The sequence below is a fragment of the Candidatus Borkfalkia ceftriaxoniphila genome (genome assembly GCF_004134775.1).
GTDB lineage: Bacteria > Bacillota > Clostridia > Christensenellales > Borkfalkiaceae > Borkfalkia > Borkfalkia ceftriaxoniphila.
On sequence record NZ_SDOZ01000002.1, the window covers coordinates 390,514 to 407,260 of the forward strand.

The window sequence follows — 16,747 nt, forward strand, 5'->3', positions numbered from 1 at the left end:
TACACCTCTATTTTACTCTAAAAACCCGATAATTGCAAAAGTTTTTGCGGAGAATTTACGCTCTTCTTAAAAAAATATGCGGGGAATGCAAAAAGCGTTCCCCGCATAGCCGATTTTTACGACAAGCCGCTGATCTTGCCCGCCTCGTCGATGTCGATGCGTTCCGCGGCGGGATGTTTGCCGAGCCCGGGCATCAGCATGATATTGCCCGCGACCGCCACGATGAATTCCGCGCCGCCCTTTAATATTACGTCGCGCACGTGTACGGTAAAACCCTGCGGGCGTGCCAAAAGTTTTGCGTTATCGGAAAGAGAATACTGCGTCTTTGCGATGATGACGGGCAGTTCTTTATAGCCGCGCTTTTCGATATCCTCTATCTTACGGAGGGCAAGTTCGGAAAATTCCGCGCCGTCGCCGCCGTAGACGTTCTTTACGATATCGTCGATCTTTTTCACGACGCCGTCGCGAAGGTCGTACGAATAGGCGAGGCGGCTGGGCTGGTTCGCCGCCTTGACGACTGCCGCGGCAAGTTCTTTGCCGCCTTCGCCGCCCTGTAAAAACACGTCGGTAAATACCGCCTGCGCGCCCGCGTATTCGGTCATGCGCATGACAAGGTCGATCTCCGCCTGCGTATCGCTCGCAAAGCGGTTCATCGCGACCACGACGGGCTTTTTATAGACGTTCTTGATATTTTCGATATGCTTGACGAGGTTGGGCATGCCCGCTTCCAGCGCTTCGAGATTTTCCTCGGAAAGCGTCGTTTTGTCCGCGCCGCCGTGCAGTTTGAGCGCCTTGACGGTGGCGACCACTACCACGCAGTCGGGCTCGATGCCCGCGATGCGGCACTTGGTATCGAGAAATTTTTCCGCGCCGAGATCCGCGCCGAATCCCGCCTCGGTGACGACGTAGTCGGCAAGACTCATCGCCGCGTAGGTCGCCTGAATGCTGTTGCAGCCGTGCGCGATGTTTGCGAACGGTCCGCCGTGCACGATGGCGGGCGTGCCTTCGAGCGTCTGCACGAGGTTGGGTTTGATCGCGTCCTTCAAGAGCGTGCACATGGCGCCCTCCGCTTTTAAATCGCGCGCGTACACATATTCGCCCCTGCGGTTTTCGCCGACGATGATATTGCCCAGACGGCGTTTCAGATCGGAAAGCGAAGTCGCGAGGCATAAGATCGCCATCACCTCGCACGCCGCGGTGATCTCGAAGTGTTCTTCCCGCTCGACGCCCTCGCCGCCGCGCCCCACCGTCACGTTGCGCAAGGCGCGGTCGTTCATGTCCAGACAGCGGCGGAAATAAATTTTTTCGGGGTCGATATCCAGTTCGTTGCCGCGGAAGATATGATTGTCCAATACCGCGCACAAAAGATTGTTCGCCGCCGTGATGGCGTGCAGATCACCCGTAAAGTGCAGGTTGATATCCTCCATGGGCACGATCTGCGCGTAGCCGCCGCCCGCCGCGCCGCCCTTAATGCCGAACACGGGTCCGAGCGAAGGTTCCCTGAGCGCCAGGCAGACTTTTTTGCCGAGTTTGCGCATACCGTCGGCAAGGCCGATGGAAACGGTGGTCTTTCCCTCGCCCGAGGCGGTGGGATTGATGGCGGTCACCAAAACGAGTTTGGCTTTGCGCGCGGAAAAGTCGCCGCCGATCTTTGCCTTAAAGCGGCCGTATGATTCTAAATTTTGCGGCGCTATGCCCAGTTCCGCCGCCACGTCCGCGATGTCGCGCAAGGCACAGTTCTCCGCGATCTCGATATCGCTCAACATATCAAAAACCTCCGAAAATAGTCTTTTTTATCTTTTGCCGGTCTTTATAAACGCAATGACCGCTTCCGCGTCACCGAACCCGTCGTAATCGCCGATAATGCCGTCACGATGGTAGACGATGCCGTTTTGTTCGTTCCTTTCCAGACAATTTAAAAGTTCTTCTTCCCCGTATCTCTTTAAAAACAGCGTGAAAGCGTAGGGTTTCGCCTTTTCAAACATTCCCTTTTTGCAAAGCGTTTCGCAGTCGGCGCAGCGCGCGATATTTTTTTCGATGCTGCAACGGCGGTTTTCGCACCAGGACTTTTCGGGCGCGTCCCCTTCGCCGCAGCCGCCGCACACGTCGTTTTGCGCGCATAGGCAGCAGGCGAGCCCGCAGCGCGCGAGTCCCATTTCACGTTTCATAATTCCCTCCGTAAAATAAAAAAAGCCCGAGCAAAACATTCGTTTTTTGCCCAGACGGTCGACACGAAACGCAATTTCGGCTTCCCCATAGAGATCTATGTAATCCGTCAGTCGCCGAACGCTCTTTCAATTTTTTTTATTGTACCATACTTTTCCCGACAATGCAAGAGTTTGCAAAAAATTTACGGCGCTTTTTCGCAATCGTGCGGCAGGCGCAGCCGCTCGCGCGGGCACGCATATTTTCCTCCCTCCCTTTCAAAGCCGAACCGCGCAAGATCTACGCCCCATTCGTCCCTGGCAAAGAGCACGGGAATACGCCCGTCCATACATTTGTTGACGAGCGCGCGCAGCATCATTTCGGGATAAGGGACTCCCTTTTCGCAGAAAAATTCTCCCTGCGCGGTGACGCCGCCGAAAAACACGTTTTCCCCGTCTTTGAGTTCGCAGGAAACGGGGTAGCCCTCTTTCAGAAAAAAACGAACGGATATCATACCCTCATTATACCATAAATCTGACGGTAACGCAAAAAACAGTAGGCTTTTTTTGGAAATTATGATATACTAAACGAAAAATCCGCATTCGGAGGCAACATGGATCAAGCGATATTACAGGCGCTGGAAGGCATACGCAACCAGTTTCTGGACATTGTGTTCGCGGCGTGGACGATGCTGGGCGAAGAAATTTTCATCACCGCCATCATCGCCGTCGTATTTTTCTGCATCAATAAGAGCCTTGGCGAAAAAATGCTCGTGACCATTCTTTCGGCAAGCGCTTTCTGCACGGGGCTGAAAAGCGCCATCCGCCGCACCCGTCCCTATGCCGCGGGCGTGGTGGATAAGGTGGACGTGGATACGCCCTTCGTTTCCACAAACGATCTGGATATCGATATGTCCTGCCCGAGCGGGCATTCGTGCGCGAGCGCGTCCTTTTTCGGTAACCTCGCGCTCACGTTCCGCCGCCCGGGCGTCATCGTATTTTCCATAATCGCGGTGCTGGGCGTCATGTTTTCGCGGCTATATTTAGGAGTGCACTATCCCACCGACGTGCTGTCGGGCTTTGCCATCGGCGTGCTGTTCGCGATCATCTGGCAGACGGTCTATGCGGGCTTCTACAAAAAAAGGCTGTGGGTGTTTTTCGCTTTCGCCCTTCTTACGCTGCCCTTTCTCTTTATCGCCCGCACGATGACGGAATCCATGTTCAAGATCTCCGCCATCACCCTCGCCGCAGCGATCGGGCTTTTGATCGAAGAGAAATTTTTCTGCTTTGCGGACGCAAACAAATGGTGGAAACGCATTCTGCGGCTGGCGATCGCGATCATCGCGGCGGCGGTCCCCTTTCTTTTGCTGTACCGCTTTCTGCCCGACGGCAACTGGTCGACTTTCGCGCAGTATTTCGCGGCGATCTTTTTCGCGCTGACGGTCACGCCGCTTCTCATCGTGAAACTTCGCCTGTAAACGACTTTTTACTTGACTTTATACGTATAAAAAAGTAAAATTATTATAAAAACGAAAAGAGAACGAGGAATCTATCATGTCTGATAAAACAGCGGCGACAATGGATAAGATCGTAAATCTCTGCAAGGCGCGGGGCATCATTTTCCCGGGCAGCGAAATTTACGGCGGAATGGGAAACACCTGGGATTACGGTCCCGTAGGCGTGGAGATCAAGAATAACGTCAAGCGCGCCTGGTGGAAAAAATTCGTGCAGGAAAGCGACAATTCTTTCGGCGTGGACGCGGCGATCCTGATGAATTCGCGCGTATGGGAGGCGAGCGGGCACACCTCGTCCTTCACCGACCCCAAAATGGACTGCAAGGAATGCAAGGCGCGTTTCCGCGCGGATAACCTCATCGAAAACCATTCTAAGGGAAAAGTCAATCCCGACGTTTTATCCAACGAGGAGATGGAGGCGTACATTGCCGAGCACAAGGTGGCTTGCCCCAACTGCGGCAAGCACAACTGGACGCCCATACGCACCTTTAATCTGATGTTCGAGACCTCGCGCGGCGTGACCGACGAGAGCCAGAATAAAATCTATCTGCGCCCCGAGACCGCGCAGGGCGAATTCGTCAACTTTCTGAACGTGCAGCGCACCACGCGCGCCAAGGTGCCCTTCGGCATCGCGCAGATCGGCAAAGCGTTCCGCAACGAGATCACGCCCGGAAATTTCATTTTCCGCACCATCGAGTTCGAACAGATGGAACACCAGTGGTTCTGCAAAGAGGGCACGGACACCGAATTTTACGAGGAATACAAGAAAAAGGCACTGGAATTTTTGCTCTGCCTCGGTTTCGAAAGAGAGCACCTCCGCTACAAAGACCACGACAAACTGGCGCACTACGCGAAATCGGCGTGCGATATCCAATACCTTTTCCCCATCGGCTGGCAGGAACTCAACGGCATTCATAACCGCACGAATTACGATCTTTCCCGCCATCAGGAATTTTCGGGCAGGAATATGTTCTATCTCGACCCTGTCACCAACGAAAAGTATATCCCTTACGTCGTGGAATACTCCATCGGCGCAGACCGCCTGATGCTCGCCGTCCTCTGCGAGGCGTACGACGAGGAGACGCTGGAAGGCGGCGACACGCGCGTGGTCATGCACTTCCATCCCGCCGTGGCGGCGTACAAGGCGGCGATCTTGCCCTTGCAGAAAAACCTTTCGGAAAAGGCGAAGGAGGTTGCGAAACAACTTTCCAAAAAGTTCATGATCACCTACGACGAGGCGGGTTCTATCGGCAAGCGCTACCGCCGTCAGGACGAGATCGGCACACCCTACTGCATCACCATCGATTTCGAAACGCTGGATAACAACACCGTTACCGTGCGCGACCGCGATACCATGTCGCAGATCCGCATGGATATAGGCGAACTTGCCGCTTTCATTGAAAAGAGCATGGAAATTTAATTTATAAATAAAACGCGCGGAGCGAAATGCTCCGCGCGTTTTTTGTTATGATTGCGGCATACTGAAACTATGTATTTCAATTATCACGCCAAGGCAAAACGGCTGATCTCGGAAGGTCACCTCGTGCACTACGATTTCGTGGACAAGTGGGGCAGGATACGGCCCGCGCTGGTGCTCTATTTCGATAACGAAAAGCCCATGCCCATCCGCGAATACCGCTGGAACGAATATCTTCCGCTGCTCGAAAAAAAATAAAGCATCAGTTTTTCGAACACTTTTCCGCGTCCACGGCGAGCGTGAACATGAGAACGCGGAGCGCGTCGGCGGGATCCGCGACGTCGAGCACGTAAGTATCCGTCCAGTTCAAGATCTCTTTCCATACGCGCGCGACGACGCCCGAAGTACCGACGAGCGTATAATCCCACTGCAAAAAATCCCCTTCGACGTTCCAGCCGCAGCACTCGATACGATATTTGGGCCGCAGAAACGACCATTTACGGCAGACCATGCCCACATATCGCTCGCCCTCGTACATTTCGAACTTGGGCAGAAAGGTCAAAACTTTTTCCTGCACCGTGCCGACGCAAGCACCCCGCGAATCGTAAATGCGCAGGCAATGCCCCCAGGAAAGTTCGCCCTTTACCGTATACGCCACGGTCCCGTCTTCGTAGTAAACGTCGTAACTGTCGAACCAGGAAAAAAAGCGCTGCTTGAATAATAATTTCATATCAAAACTCGAATTTCGTATCCCGCGAGAACAATTTCAAGATCATGTCCATGCAGGAACCGTCCATCGCTTTATCGTGGAAACACACCTCGTACACCGCATCGGTAATGGGGAGTTCCACATTGTATTTTTCGCCCAGTTTTTTCATCGCCGCGGCGGTCATGACGCCCTCGGCGAGTTTCTGAAACTTTTCACCCTTGACGAGCATCTCGCCGTACATACGGTTGTGAGAATGGCGGGAAAAGAGCGTCGTTTCGTAATCGCCCAGATGCGCGAGCCCGTACGCGGAAAGTTCGTTTCCGCCCATCGCCTTGATGAGCCGCGCCACCTCGCGCGCGCCGCGCGACATCAGAGGGCCTTTCAGCGTGGAAACGCCGCCGCCGTCGAGAACGCCCGCGGCAATGCCCATCACGTTCTTCGCCGCCGCGCCGATCTCCGTACCGACGATATCGTTTCCGTAATAAAAGCGGATGAGATCGCTCTTGAAGTTGTCGGCGAGAAACTTTTTCAATTCCACGTTATGGCTGTCGATGACCATGCAGTTGGGAATGCCCGCCGTGAAATCCTGAATGTGTCCCGGGCCTACCCAAACCGCGATCTTATCTTTGGAAATGCCTTTTTCGACGAGGATCTCCGAAAGCCGTTCGCCCGTTTCCACCTCGATGCCCTTCATGCAGAGCACAAAGGTCTTATCCGACACGTTGAATGCTTTTATCTTGTCGATAAAGCCGCGCACGCCCTGCGAACTGATGGAAATGATGACGATATCCGCGTGACCGACCGCCTGTTCCAGATCGCAGGTGAGCGTGATGCGGGGATCGAGAGCGACGTACTCGTTTTTGCCCGTCGACTTCAAGACCTGATAGGAATAATCCTCTTCCGGCCCCCAGGAATAGACGTCGTAGCCCTTTTTGCTCGCCAGATACCAGGCAATGAACGACCCCCAGCGGCCGCAGCCCAGAACGGAAATTTTCAGCATGATCAATACCTCTCATTCATTTCTTAAGCGCTCCGGCGCATAAGAAAAATACATTATTTCAGAAAATTCGCCCATTCCGCGTCTTCGCAGTCCGCGTTGCGGAAATGCAGCAAACGCTCCTCATACGCGCGCCGACGATCTTCTATCGCGGCATCACAATGATCCAAACCGTACTTATGTATAAGCGCGGTCAATTCATATACGCACAGTCCCATCGCATGCCCCGCGGTATGCACCGTAGAACATGCCTGCCCCAGGGCATGGCAAAACGCCCCGCCTTCCGCATTCTGCTCATTCGCCAAAGCGTGACAAGCGAGAATCGCCGCTTTGGCGCGAGGCATTTTGATCTTTCCTGCCGCCCATAAACGCGCCGCCTCCAAAGTTTCCTGCGGGCGCGTTTCGAGCGGATAAATCCGTTTGAGATCCTCTACGATCTCTTCGGAAAAACTGAATGCCCACAGCACGACAGTCTTATGCGTCTGTTCGGCGCAACGTCTTGCAAGTCCTCTCAAAAACGCGTCTTTGGGCGAAAACAAAATTCTATTTTTGCGTTGCAGGCGGGCCGCGGCTTCCGCCTTCCAATCATTCGTAATCATACTTCTTTGCGCTCGATGAACGCGCGCGACAGCGTGACGTCGTCGGTGTATTCGATCTCCGAACCGATGGGAATACCGTGCGCGAGGCGGGTGACTTTCACGCCCAGAGGCTTTAAAATTTTGGCGATATAAAGCGCGGTCGCGTCCCCTTCCACGTCGGGATTGGTGGCGAGAATGACCTCTTCCACGCCCCCCTCGCCCACGCGCGCCAGAAGTTCGCGCAGGCGGATGTCATTGGGGCCGATGCCCTCCATGGGGTTGATGACGCCGTGCAGCACGTGATACACGCCCTTAAATTCGCGCAGTTTTTCCAACGCGATGACGTCTTTCGGCTCCTTGACGACGCAGATGATTTTGCCGTCGCGCTCTTTACAGATGTCGCAAACTTCTTCTTCGGTGAAATTGCCGCAGATCTTGCAGTATTTCACCTTTTTTTTGACGTTGAGAATGGCGGCGGCAAACTCCTGCGCCTCGCTCTCGGTCATGCCGATGATCTTATAGGCGTAGCGCTGCGCGCTCTTTTTTCCCACGCCGGGAAGTTTGGAAAATTCGTTGATGAGCCTTCCGATCGGCTCGATAAAAACCTGCATGGATTACAGAAGTCCTCCCATGCCGCCCATACCCGCGAACGGGCCCATTTTTTCTTCGTAAACGGCGTCCGCCTTTTTATAGCCGTCCATGATCGCCGCCATGACGAGATCTTCGAGCATTTCCACGTCTTCGGGATCGACGGCTTTCGGATCGATCTCGATGCCGTCGATGATCTTTTTCGCGTTCATGTACACGACGACCGCCTCGCCGCCGCTCGTGCCCACGATCTCCCAATCGTCCAGAGCCTTTTGCATTTCCTGCATCTGCTCCTGCATTTTCTGCGCCTGTTTCATGAGATTTTGCATGTTACCGCCGCCCATGCCGCCTTTAAATCCTGCCATATGATTCTCCTATTTCGCAAATTTTTATCTTTCTTCTATATCGGTGTTTGGAAACGCGCTTTTCAGGCGCGCGACGTCCTCTTCGAAACCGTCGATTTTCTGCCCCTGCATACGGATATCGAAATCGGTAATGCCGATCTTTTCCAACGCTTCACCGATGGTCTTGCGGTGCTGTTCGCGGCTCAACGAACGGTAAATGACTTCGTTTTTTGCCGTGAGCACGAATTTATCCCCCTCAAACGCGTGTTCGAGATCCTGACACATGGTGAACAGCACGCCGTTGCGCGAGGACGTGCGCAGCGTGCGCATGAAGTAGCCGAAAGCGTTTTTCCGCTTGTCTTCCGCCAACGCGTTGACGCTCTCCGCCGCAGGTTTTCTCGCGGAAAAGAGGTCTGCGGGCGGCTCTTCCGCCGTAAAGGGCGTATCGAACGAGGGCGATTCTTCCTCGATGACTTCGAGCCGCACTTTCGGCGCTGCGGACGGCGCGGAAATTTCCGTGCGCGGGAGCGCGGAGAGATTTTTCAGTTTTGCTTCCAGCGCCGCGATCCTGCTTTCCAATGCGGATACGTCGTTATCCGTTTCGGGCATGCCCGCCTTGACGATCGCCGTTTCCAAAAGAATGCGCGGCGACGAGGAATATTTCAGTTCGTTTTCCAAAGACGCAAAGATCTCGCAGCAGCGCAAAACGCGCTTTCCCTCGCAGTCCTCCGCGATCTCTACGATCTGATCGAACATCTCCTTGGGAAAATTGAGTATGGAATTGGCGTTCTTGCACGCTTTGGCAATGGAAACGTTGTTTAAGAACACCAGAATATCTTTCGCCAGAACGCCCACGCCCTTGCCCGCGGAAATAACCTGTTCGGCAAGCGTGAGCGCCTCGCCCGCGTCGCCGTGCAAGAGCGCGCCGCCGAGTTTGGCAATTTCATAGAAATCGGCGCTGCCCAAGACCTCATTCACGTCCGCATAGGTCAGTTTGCCCTTGCTGTACGATATGCACATATCGGCAACCGACAAACTGTCGCGCACGCTCCCCGCGCCCGCGCGCGCGATCGCCGCGACCGCCTCTTCCTCGTATTCCTTGCCGACGGCGCGCAGCACGTTTTTGAGGTGCTCCTCGAGATCGCTCTGCGGAATGAGTTTGAAGTCGAAACGCATACAGCGGGAGAGAATGGTGGCGGGCAGTTTGTGCGGCTCGGTGGTGGCGAGGATAAAGACCGCGTGCTTTGGCGGCTCTTCCAGCGTCTTTAAGAGGGCGTTGAACGCCGAATCGGAGAGCATATGCACTTCGTCGACGATATAGACTTTATAGCGGCAGGAAACGGGCGGATACTGCACCTTTTCCCGCAAGTCGCGCATCTCGTTCACTCCGTTGTTGGAGGCGGCGTCGATCTCGGTGACGTCGAGATTGGAAGGGTCGGCGAGCGCCTTGCACGCTTCGCACTCGCCGCAGGGCGAACCGCCTACGGGATGCTCGCAGTTGATGGCACGCGCGAAAATTTTGGCGGTGCTCGTCTTTCCCGTGCCGCGCGGCCCGCAAAAGAGGTACGCGTGACCCACGCGCCCCGTTTCTATCTGATTCGTCAGAATTTTGACGATATGTTCCTGCCGCACCAATTCGTTTAAACGGGTCGGGCGGAAAGTCCTGTAAAGGGCAAGATATGCCATTTCAACGCTCCTCTTCCAGTTTTTTCGCAATTTTTTTCTTGGCGCGCTGCACCGCGTTGTCCGCGCTCTTTTCGCTCCGTCCCGTGCGCGAGGCGATCTCCGTCAGGCTGTGCCCCTCGATATACAGGCGGATACATTCCATTTCGCCGTCCGAAAGGTATGTTTTCATGCTCTCCATCAACTCTTTGCGCGATTCGTTGCCGATGAGCATCTCCTCGGGATCGAGATCGGAAATGATGCGTTCCTCGGTAAAGTTGTCGGTCAGGGAAACGGACTTGTTCAAAGGGTCGTGCTTTTGCCGCGTCGCGCTCCTGACAGCGCTGACGATGCGGCGGTAAATGCACAGAAACGCGAAGTTTTTAAAACTCATTTTGCCCGGGCGGAAGTTCTGCACGGCGGTGTACAGACCGCACATGCCTTCCTGAATGAGGTCTTCCGTTTCGCCGCCTTCCAGAAAGAAACTGCGCGCCACGCTCTTGACCGCGTTTTTATAGCGCTGCAACAGTGTTTCGGTCGCGGTCGCGTCCCCCGACTGCGCGAGGCGGATCAGTTCTTCGTCGGACATTTTCTCTGCCTTACGACCTCGTACGCAGCGACGCCGAGGGCGACGGAAGCGTTGAGGGAATTTATTTTTCCGAACATGGGCAGCGATACGAGTTTATCGCACTTCTTTTGCGTGAGCGCGCCCACGCCGCTGTCCTCGCCGCCGATGACGAGGGCGACGTCGCCCGTCAGGTCGGAAGCGTAAATATCTTCGCCCGCGGCTTCGAGCGCATAGACCCAGTAGCCGTTCTTTTTCAGTTCGTCCACGGCGTAGTTGACGCCCGGCACGCGCACGATCTTGATATGATTCGCCGCGCCCTCGGAAATGCGCATGACGCTCTCGTTGACCTGCGCGCTCTTGTTTTTGGGAATGACGACGCCCGATGCGCCGACGCACTCCGCCACGCGGAGGATACTGCCGAGATTGTGCACGTCCTCAATGCCGTCGCAGACGATAACCAGCCGCGGCGTATCCGCGGGGGCGAGAAGTTCGTCAAAGTCCGCATAGACGAAATCGGTGGCGTAGGCGATGACGCCCTGGTGCCGCCCCGTTTCGCTCTCCCGATCGAGCGCCTTTTCGTCGGCGAACTGCACGCGGACGCCCTTTGCGCGCGCCTCCGCGAAAATGCGGCCCAACGCGTCCTGCGCGTTTTTGCGGAGGAGTATTTTGTCGATCGTCTTGTCCGTCTTTAAAAGTTCCAGAACGGCGTTTTTACCCTCGTACTTCATCTTGTTCCTCCGAAAGAAGATCGTCCAGCCGCGCGTACGCGCCCGTGAGATACAGATAGCCGACGACCGCCTCGAACCCCGTGGAGAGATTGTACTCGGCGACGGTCGCGTTCTTGCTCTTGGTCGGTTTTTTGGCGTTGCGGCCGCGCAGAAAGATTTCCCGCTCCGTGTCGGTGAATTTTGCTTCGATATTTTTGAGAAGCGCCGCCTGCCCTTTGGCGGATACGCTCGCCGAAGAGAGTTTTTGCAGCGTTCCCGTCTTGTAATCGCTCGCAAACACCAGTTTTTCGCGTATATAGAGCGAATAGGCGGCGTCCCCGATGAACGCGAGCACGACGGGATTGAGCCTGCGCGCCTTTTCCTCTTCCATTACTTCGTTGAATTTTACCATAATACCCTTTCATTATACCACACCGCGGCGCAAAATTCAATAAAATCGAAAGGGTGGAAAAAAGAAAGAGAAGCCTTTCGGCTTCGCTTTTATTTTCTATATAAGATATGATCCTCGTTTCAACCCGCGACGTTGTGCGCGATGAAAGCGACGATGCCTTTATAGAGGGCGTACGCTACCTTTTTTTGGTATTCCTGCGTGTTTAGAAGCGCGTCCTCTTCGGGATTGGACAAAAAACCGCATTCCGCGATGACGGAGGGATAATCGGTGCAGTTGAGGATATAATAATCGCCTTTCAGCGCCGAAAGCCCGCCGCCCGAGAGCGCGTTGAATTCTTCCTGAATAGATGCGGCGAGCGCCTTCCCCTGCGCGCTGTCGTTTCGGAAAAAGACCTGCCCGCCCTTTCGCGACGACAAGGGAAATTTATTCTGATGCACGGAAACCACCGCCACGGGCTCCGCCGCCTCGATGATCTCCTTGCGCTTTTTCATGTCGCTCTTTTTCTTGTTTTTATCGGTGGGAGCGTACAGTCCGCCCTCCGACTTTCTGGTGAGCACCACTTTAAATCCCGCGCCCGCGAGTTGCGTTTCCAGAAGACGGACGATGGAAAGATTGATCTCGCTCTCCTTGACTTTGGAATTGACGCCCGTAACGCCGCCGTCGATCCCGCCGTGCCCCGCGTCGAGCACGATCGTCATGCCGTTCGTGGACACCGCCGAAGTGGAAAGCGCCGTCAAAAGCACGCACCCGCACAAAAGGACCGCCAAAAGCAGACTGACGAAAATGATGTGTTTTTTGTGTATGACAAACATAAAAAGACCCGCCTCCGATACAGTTATTGTATTCGGAAAGCGGGAAAAGCATGACTATTTTTTTTCGCTCTGCGCGGCGAGGTTTTCGCGGGCGGTGGCGAGCATCAGTTTGATGCGGTTTTCCTGATTGACTTTGGTCGCCGACGGGTCGTAATCGACGGCGACGATGTTTTCGTATTCGTACATCTGTTTGAGGGTACGGATGGTGCCCTTGCCCGCGATGTGGTTGGGCAGGCAGCCGAACGGCTGCGCGCACACGATATTGTCCGTGCCCGTTTCCGCGAGCGCCGCCATCTCCGCGGGGATCAGCCAGCCTTCGCCCATCTTCACGCCCTGGTTGATGACTTTATCCGCGCAGCGGCGCAAATGCTCGAAATCGTGCAGCGGCTCGTAGCCCGCCGCCCTCGCCTGCCGAATGATTTTTTTCTGGATACGGTGCAGGTACCGATACACGATCTTAAAAAGAATGGTGCCGCGCTTCTTGTGCCCGTAATACTTTTCGTCGTTGATGTTGTTCACGGCGCAGTACATGACGAAATCCATCAGGGCGGGCACGACCGGCTCGCACCCTTCGGAAAGGAGAAAGTCCTCGAGATGCGAATTGCCGAGCGGCGAATACTTTACGTAAATTTCTCCCACGATGCCGACTTTCACTTTCGCTTGCCTGTCCCGCTCCACTTTGGAAAAACGCTCGAACATGGCGGCATGGATGCGCTTATAGCGGCGGTATTTTCCCGACGCGAACGCGTCCAGAATGAGTTTAACGCAGTCCTCCCTCGCCTTGTCGCTTTCGCCCTCCGCCGCCTCGTACGGCTTGGTCTGGTTATAGAGGGACATCAGAGAATCGCCGTAAAAGATGGCGAACGCCAACTTTAAAAGCGTCTTTAAATCGACGGGAAACCCGCTGTCCTTTTCCAGTCCCGCAAAATTGAGGGACACGACGGGCACTTTGGGAAATTCCGCTTTGAGCGCCTTTCTGATGAGCGGGATATAATTGGAAGCGCGGCAGCCGCCGCCCGATTGAGTGATCATCACCGCCGTATGCTCCACGTCGTACTTGCCGCTCTTCAAGGCGTCGATGAATTGCCCCGTCACGCACAGGGCGGGATAGCACGTGTCGTTATGCACGTGTTTGAGCCCCTCGTCGATGACGGCGCGGGTGTCGTTGCGCAATAGTTCGATATCCCAGCCGTCGGCGCGGAGGATCTCCACGATGATACCGAAATGTACGGGCAGCATATCGGGAATGAGAATTTTGTGCGTGCCCTTCATGTTTTTGTTGAATTTGGGGAAGTCTTCGGTGAAATCCACCGCTTCCCGCATTTTGTCGTCTTTCATTGATTTTGATTCCGTTTTTGTTCTTCGATCGCGGCGAGCATGCTCCGAAGGCGTATCTTCACCACACCCAGGTTGTTGATCTCGTCGATCTTGATCTGCGTGTACAGTTTCCCGCGGCTTTCGAGGATCGAGCGCACCTCGTCGGTGGTGATCGCGTCGATGCCGCAGCCGAAAGAAACGAGTTGCACGAGGTTGATATCGTCGTGCTTGGTCACGTATTCCGCCGCGCGGTACAGGCGGGCGTGGTACGTCCATTGATTCAGAACGTTCACTTTCACGAGGTCCCCCCTCTGGAACACGCTGTCCTCGGAGAGCACCGCCATATCGAGCGACGTCAGCAGTTTTCCGATGCCGTGATTGATCTCGGGATCGATATGATAAGGGCGCCCCGCCAGCACGATGAGCGCTTTGCCCTCGCGCCGCGCCTTGTAGATGATCTCGCTGCCCTTTTCCTCGATCGCGGTATAATAGGCGGCAAGGCGTTTAAACCCTTCGTCCAGCCCGCGGGAAACGAGCGCTTTGCTCAGTTTATATTTTTTGAGCGCGCTTTTCAGCGTTTTGACCGTGCTCTTTCTCATGTTCGGGTCGATATAGGGCATGACAAAGTTTTCGCCGTTCAGCCGCTCGTTGTTCGCCTTTAAAAGTTCGGGATAATACGCCACCACGGGGCAATTGTAGTGATTGGTCGAATCGTATTCGTCCAGATTGTAACTCTCGCAGGGATAGAAGATAAAATCGACGTTCTTGTCGAGAAGGCTTTCTATATGCCCGTGAATGAGTTTTGCGGGATAGCAGGCGGTATCGCTCGCCACGGTGTGCTGCCCCTTGAAGTACAGATCGCGCGACGATTTTTCGCTGAGCACCACTTCGAATCCGCACGTTTCGAAAAATCCCGCCCACAGGGGCAACTGTTCGTAAAAGCCCAGTCCCAGCGGGATCCCCACGCGGCCGCGCTTTTTGCTCCCTTCGCCTGTCACGGAGGCAAGCAGGCGCTCGTATTTGAAATGATAGATATCCAGTTCGTCCGAATGGGGTTTGAGCCCCGCGCCCTTTTCGCACTTGTTGCCCGAAATGAATTTGCGGCCGTCGGAAAAACGGATGACGTTCACGTTGCAGTTGGACGTGCACCCGCCGCACATACGGCTCTTAGAGACGTAAGAAAAATTTTTGAGTTCGGCTTCGGTGATGACCGTGCTCACGCCCGTCACGTTTTCTTTTGCGTACAGCGCCGCGCCGAACGCGCCCATCAGCCCCGCGATGCCGGGGCGCACGACGTTCTTGCCCGTTTCCTTTTCAAAGGAACGGAGCACCGCGTCGTTTAAGAAAGTGCCGCCCTGCACCAGAATGTTTTGCCCGAGTTCGTCGGGCGTTTTGGCGCGGATGACTTTATAAATGGCGTTTTTGACGATGGACATCGAAAGGCCCGCGGAGATATCCTCCACGCTCGCGCCCTCTTTCTGCGCCTGCTTGACCGAACTGTTCATGAACACCGTGCAGCGCGAGCCGAGTTCGACGGGCTTTTTGGAAAACAGGCCGAGTTTGGAAAACTCGTCTATCTCCATGCCCATGGCTTTGGCGAACGTCTGGATAAAGGAACCGCAGCCCGAAGAACACGCCTCGTTGAGCATGATGCCGTCGATGGCGCGGTTTTTGATCTTGAAACATTTGATATCCTGTCCGCCGATATCGATGATGAAATCGACGTCGGGATTGAAAAACACGGCGGCCTTGAAATGCGCCACCGTTTCCACGATGCCGAAATCCGCCTTTAAAGCCGCTTTCATCATATCCTCGCCGTAGCCCGTGACCGCGCAGCCGCATATGCGCACATGTCCGCCCGACAGATCGTAGATCTCGCGCAAGCGTTCCAGGACGATGTCGAGCGGCTGTCCGTTGTTGGACTGGTAATGCGAGTATAAAATTTTGCAGTCGGGCGTGATCAGCATGAGTTTCGTGGTCGTGGAACCGCTGTCTATGCCGAGATACGCGTCGCCCGTATAGGTCTTGATATCGCAGAATTGAAGATCGCTCTGCTTGTGGCGCGCGACGAATTCGTCGTATTCTTCGCGGTCGGCAAACAGCGGTTCGCCCGTTACGATCTCGTCGCTCATCTTTACGCTCTCGATCTTGCGGATGATCGTTCCGATATCCTGCGCGTCCACGCTTTCGGAATAGAGCGCCGCGCCGACGGACATGAAACAGGGCGCGTTGTCGGGAAACACGGCGTGCTCGTCGTCGAGATGCAACGTGGTCTGAAAGGCTTTTCTGAGCCCCTTGATAAAGTAGAGCGGGCCGCCTAAAAAGAGAACTTTGCCCTTGATGCGCCTGCCCTGCGCCAAACCCGATACGGTCTGGTCTACGACCGCCTGAAAAATGGAGGCGGCGATATCCTCTTTCTTCGCGCCCTGATTGAGAAGGGGCTGTATGTCGGATTTCGCGAACACGCCGCAGCGCGAGGCGATGGGGTACACCTTTTCCGCGCGCAGGGACAACTCGTCCATTTCGCCGACTTCGAGGTTCAAAAGCGTCGCCATCTGGTCGATGAAGGCGCCCGTGCCGCCCGCGCAACTGCCGTTCATGCGCTGTTCGGTACCGCCCGTGACGAAGATGATCTTCGCGTCCTCGCCGCCGAGTTCCACGGCCGCGTCCGCATCGGGATAATATTTGCGGATGGCGGTAAACGCCGCCTGTACTTCCTGTACGAAAGAAACGCCGCTCCTCTGCGCGAGCCCAAGCCCCGCAGAGCCCGTGATGCTCACTTTGACGTCACCGCCGAATTTTTCCCGCACGGCGGCAAGGCGCGAAAGCACGCACTCCTTGACTTTCGAGAAGTGGCGTTCGTAACTCGTATATAATATTTCGCGGTCTTCGCCGAGCAGAGCCACCTTGACGGTGGTGGAGCCGACGTCGATCCCCATCAATTTTGCCATAATATGTCCTTTTCGCCCCGAAAGACG

General features: G+C 55.1%; 18 protein-coding genes and 1 riboswitch. Of the genes, 3 read left to right on the plus strand and 15 right to left on the minus strand.

Annotated elements, in window-relative coordinates; genetic code table 11:
* Positions 1–116 precede the first annotated feature (116 nt).
* From ESZ91_RS01895 to ESZ91_RS01905, 3 genes are all read right to left on the minus strand, one after another.
* Complete coding sequence (locus tag ESZ91_RS01895; RefSeq protein WP_129223571.1) at positions 117–1,766, minus strand: formate--tetrahydrofolate ligase; 1,650 nt, start codon at positions 1,764–1,766, stop codon at positions 117–119.
* Between the two features lie 27 nt (positions 1,767–1,793).
* Positions 1,794–2,168 (minus strand): DUF3795 domain-containing protein, encoded by a 375-nt coding sequence (locus ESZ91_RS01900; RefSeq protein ID WP_129223573.1) that lies wholly within the window; start codon positions 2,166–2,168, stop codon positions 1,794–1,796.
* Positions 2,169–2,209: 41 nt separating this feature from the next.
* A riboswitch (ZMP/ZTP riboswitch) is annotated at positions 2,210–2,293 on the minus strand.
* Between the two features lie 57 nt (positions 2,294–2,350).
* A complete protein-coding gene (locus tag ESZ91_RS01905; protein WP_129223575.1) occupies positions 2,351–2,659 on the minus strand; it encodes a hypothetical protein in 309 nt (102 codons plus the stop codon).
* Positions 2,660–2,758: 99 nt separating this feature from the next.
* Here ESZ91_RS01905 and ESZ91_RS01910 point away from each other — a divergent pair, with 99 nt between their 5' ends.
* The 3 genes from ESZ91_RS01910 to ESZ91_RS01920 all read left to right on the plus strand — a co-directional run bounded on the left by ESZ91_RS01910 (position 2,759) and on the right by ESZ91_RS01920 (position 5,333).
* A complete protein-coding gene (locus tag ESZ91_RS01910) occupies positions 2,759–3,622 on the plus strand; it encodes a phosphatase PAP2 family protein (RefSeq protein ID WP_129223577.1) in 864 nt (287 codons plus the stop codon).
* 76 nt (positions 3,623–3,698) lie between these two features.
* Positions 3,699–5,078, plus strand: a complete 1,380-nt coding sequence (locus ESZ91_RS01915) for a glycine--tRNA ligase (protein WP_129223579.1) — start codon at positions 3,699–3,701, stop codon at positions 5,076–5,078.
* 69 nt (positions 5,079–5,147) lie between these two features.
* On the plus strand, positions 5,148–5,333 hold the full coding sequence (locus ESZ91_RS01920) for a thermostable hemolysin delta-VPH (protein WP_129223581.1): 186 nt from the start codon (positions 5,148–5,150) through the stop codon (positions 5,331–5,333).
* 4 nt (positions 5,334–5,337) lie between these two features.
* Here ESZ91_RS01920 and ESZ91_RS01925 read toward each other — a convergent pair whose 3' ends face one another.
* From ESZ91_RS01925 to ESZ91_RS01980, 12 genes are all read right to left on the minus strand, one after another.
* Positions 5,338–5,805, minus strand: a complete 468-nt coding sequence (locus ESZ91_RS01925) for an LURP-one-related/scramblase family protein (RefSeq protein ID WP_129223583.1) — start codon at positions 5,803–5,805, stop codon at positions 5,338–5,340.
* Between the two features lies 1 nt (position 5,806).
* Complete coding sequence (locus ESZ91_RS01930; protein WP_129226221.1) at positions 5,807–6,781, minus strand: NAD(P)H-dependent glycerol-3-phosphate dehydrogenase; 975 nt, start codon at positions 6,779–6,781, stop codon at positions 5,807–5,809.
* A gap of 56 nt (positions 6,782–6,837) precedes the next feature.
* On the minus strand, positions 6,838–7,380 hold the full coding sequence (locus ESZ91_RS01935; RefSeq protein ID WP_129223585.1) for a putative immunity protein: 543 nt from the start codon (positions 7,378–7,380) through the stop codon (positions 6,838–6,840).
* Positions 7,377–7,970 (minus strand): recombination mediator RecR, encoded by a 594-nt coding sequence (recR, locus tag ESZ91_RS01940; protein ID WP_129223587.1) that lies wholly within the window; start codon positions 7,968–7,970, stop codon positions 7,377–7,379. The genes ESZ91_RS01935 and recR overlap by 4 nt, the downstream gene beginning before the upstream one ends.
* 3 nt (positions 7,971–7,973) lie before the next feature.
* Entirely contained in the window at positions 7,974–8,312 is a 339-nt protein-coding gene (locus ESZ91_RS01945) for a YbaB/EbfC family nucleoid-associated protein (RefSeq protein ID WP_129223589.1), read from the minus strand.
* Between the two features lie 24 nt (positions 8,313–8,336).
* A complete protein-coding gene (gene dnaX / locus ESZ91_RS01950; RefSeq protein ID WP_129223591.1) occupies positions 8,337–9,977 on the minus strand; it encodes a DNA polymerase III subunit gamma/tau in 1,641 nt (546 codons plus the stop codon).
* A gap of 1 nt (position 9,978) precedes the next feature.
* Positions 9,979–10,542, minus strand: coding sequence for a sigma-70 family RNA polymerase sigma factor (locus ESZ91_RS01955; protein ID WP_129223593.1), 564 nt, complete (start codon positions 10,540–10,542; stop codon positions 9,979–9,981).
* The gene (gene rlmB / locus ESZ91_RS01960; protein WP_129223595.1) at positions 10,524–11,249 is read right to left on the minus strand and encodes a 23S rRNA (guanosine(2251)-2'-O)-methyltransferase RlmB; all 726 of its coding nucleotides are present in this window, start codon (positions 11,247–11,249) and stop codon (positions 10,524–10,526) included. Before rlmB ends, ESZ91_RS01955 begins: the two co-directional genes overlap by 19 nt.
* On the minus strand, positions 11,233–11,640 hold the full coding sequence (locus ESZ91_RS01965) for a Mini-ribonuclease 3 (RefSeq protein WP_201270837.1): 408 nt from the start codon (positions 11,638–11,640) through the stop codon (positions 11,233–11,235). Before ESZ91_RS01965 ends, rlmB begins: the two co-directional genes overlap by 17 nt.
* Before the next feature lie 119 nt (positions 11,641–11,759).
* Positions 11,760–12,452, minus strand: a complete 693-nt coding sequence (locus ESZ91_RS01970) for an N-acetylmuramoyl-L-alanine amidase (protein ID WP_129223597.1) — start codon at positions 12,450–12,452, stop codon at positions 11,760–11,762.
* 54 nt (positions 12,453–12,506) lie between these two features.
* Entirely contained in the window at positions 12,507–13,790 is a 1,284-nt protein-coding gene (locus ESZ91_RS11805) for a 2-hydroxyacyl-CoA dehydratase (RefSeq protein WP_201270838.1), read from the minus strand.
* Positions 13,787–16,720, minus strand: coding sequence for an acyl-CoA dehydratase activase (locus ESZ91_RS01980; protein ID WP_129223599.1), 2,934 nt, complete (start codon positions 16,718–16,720; stop codon positions 13,787–13,789). The genes ESZ91_RS11805 and ESZ91_RS01980 overlap by 4 nt, the downstream gene beginning before the upstream one ends.
* Positions 16,721–16,747: the final 27 nt, after the last annotated feature.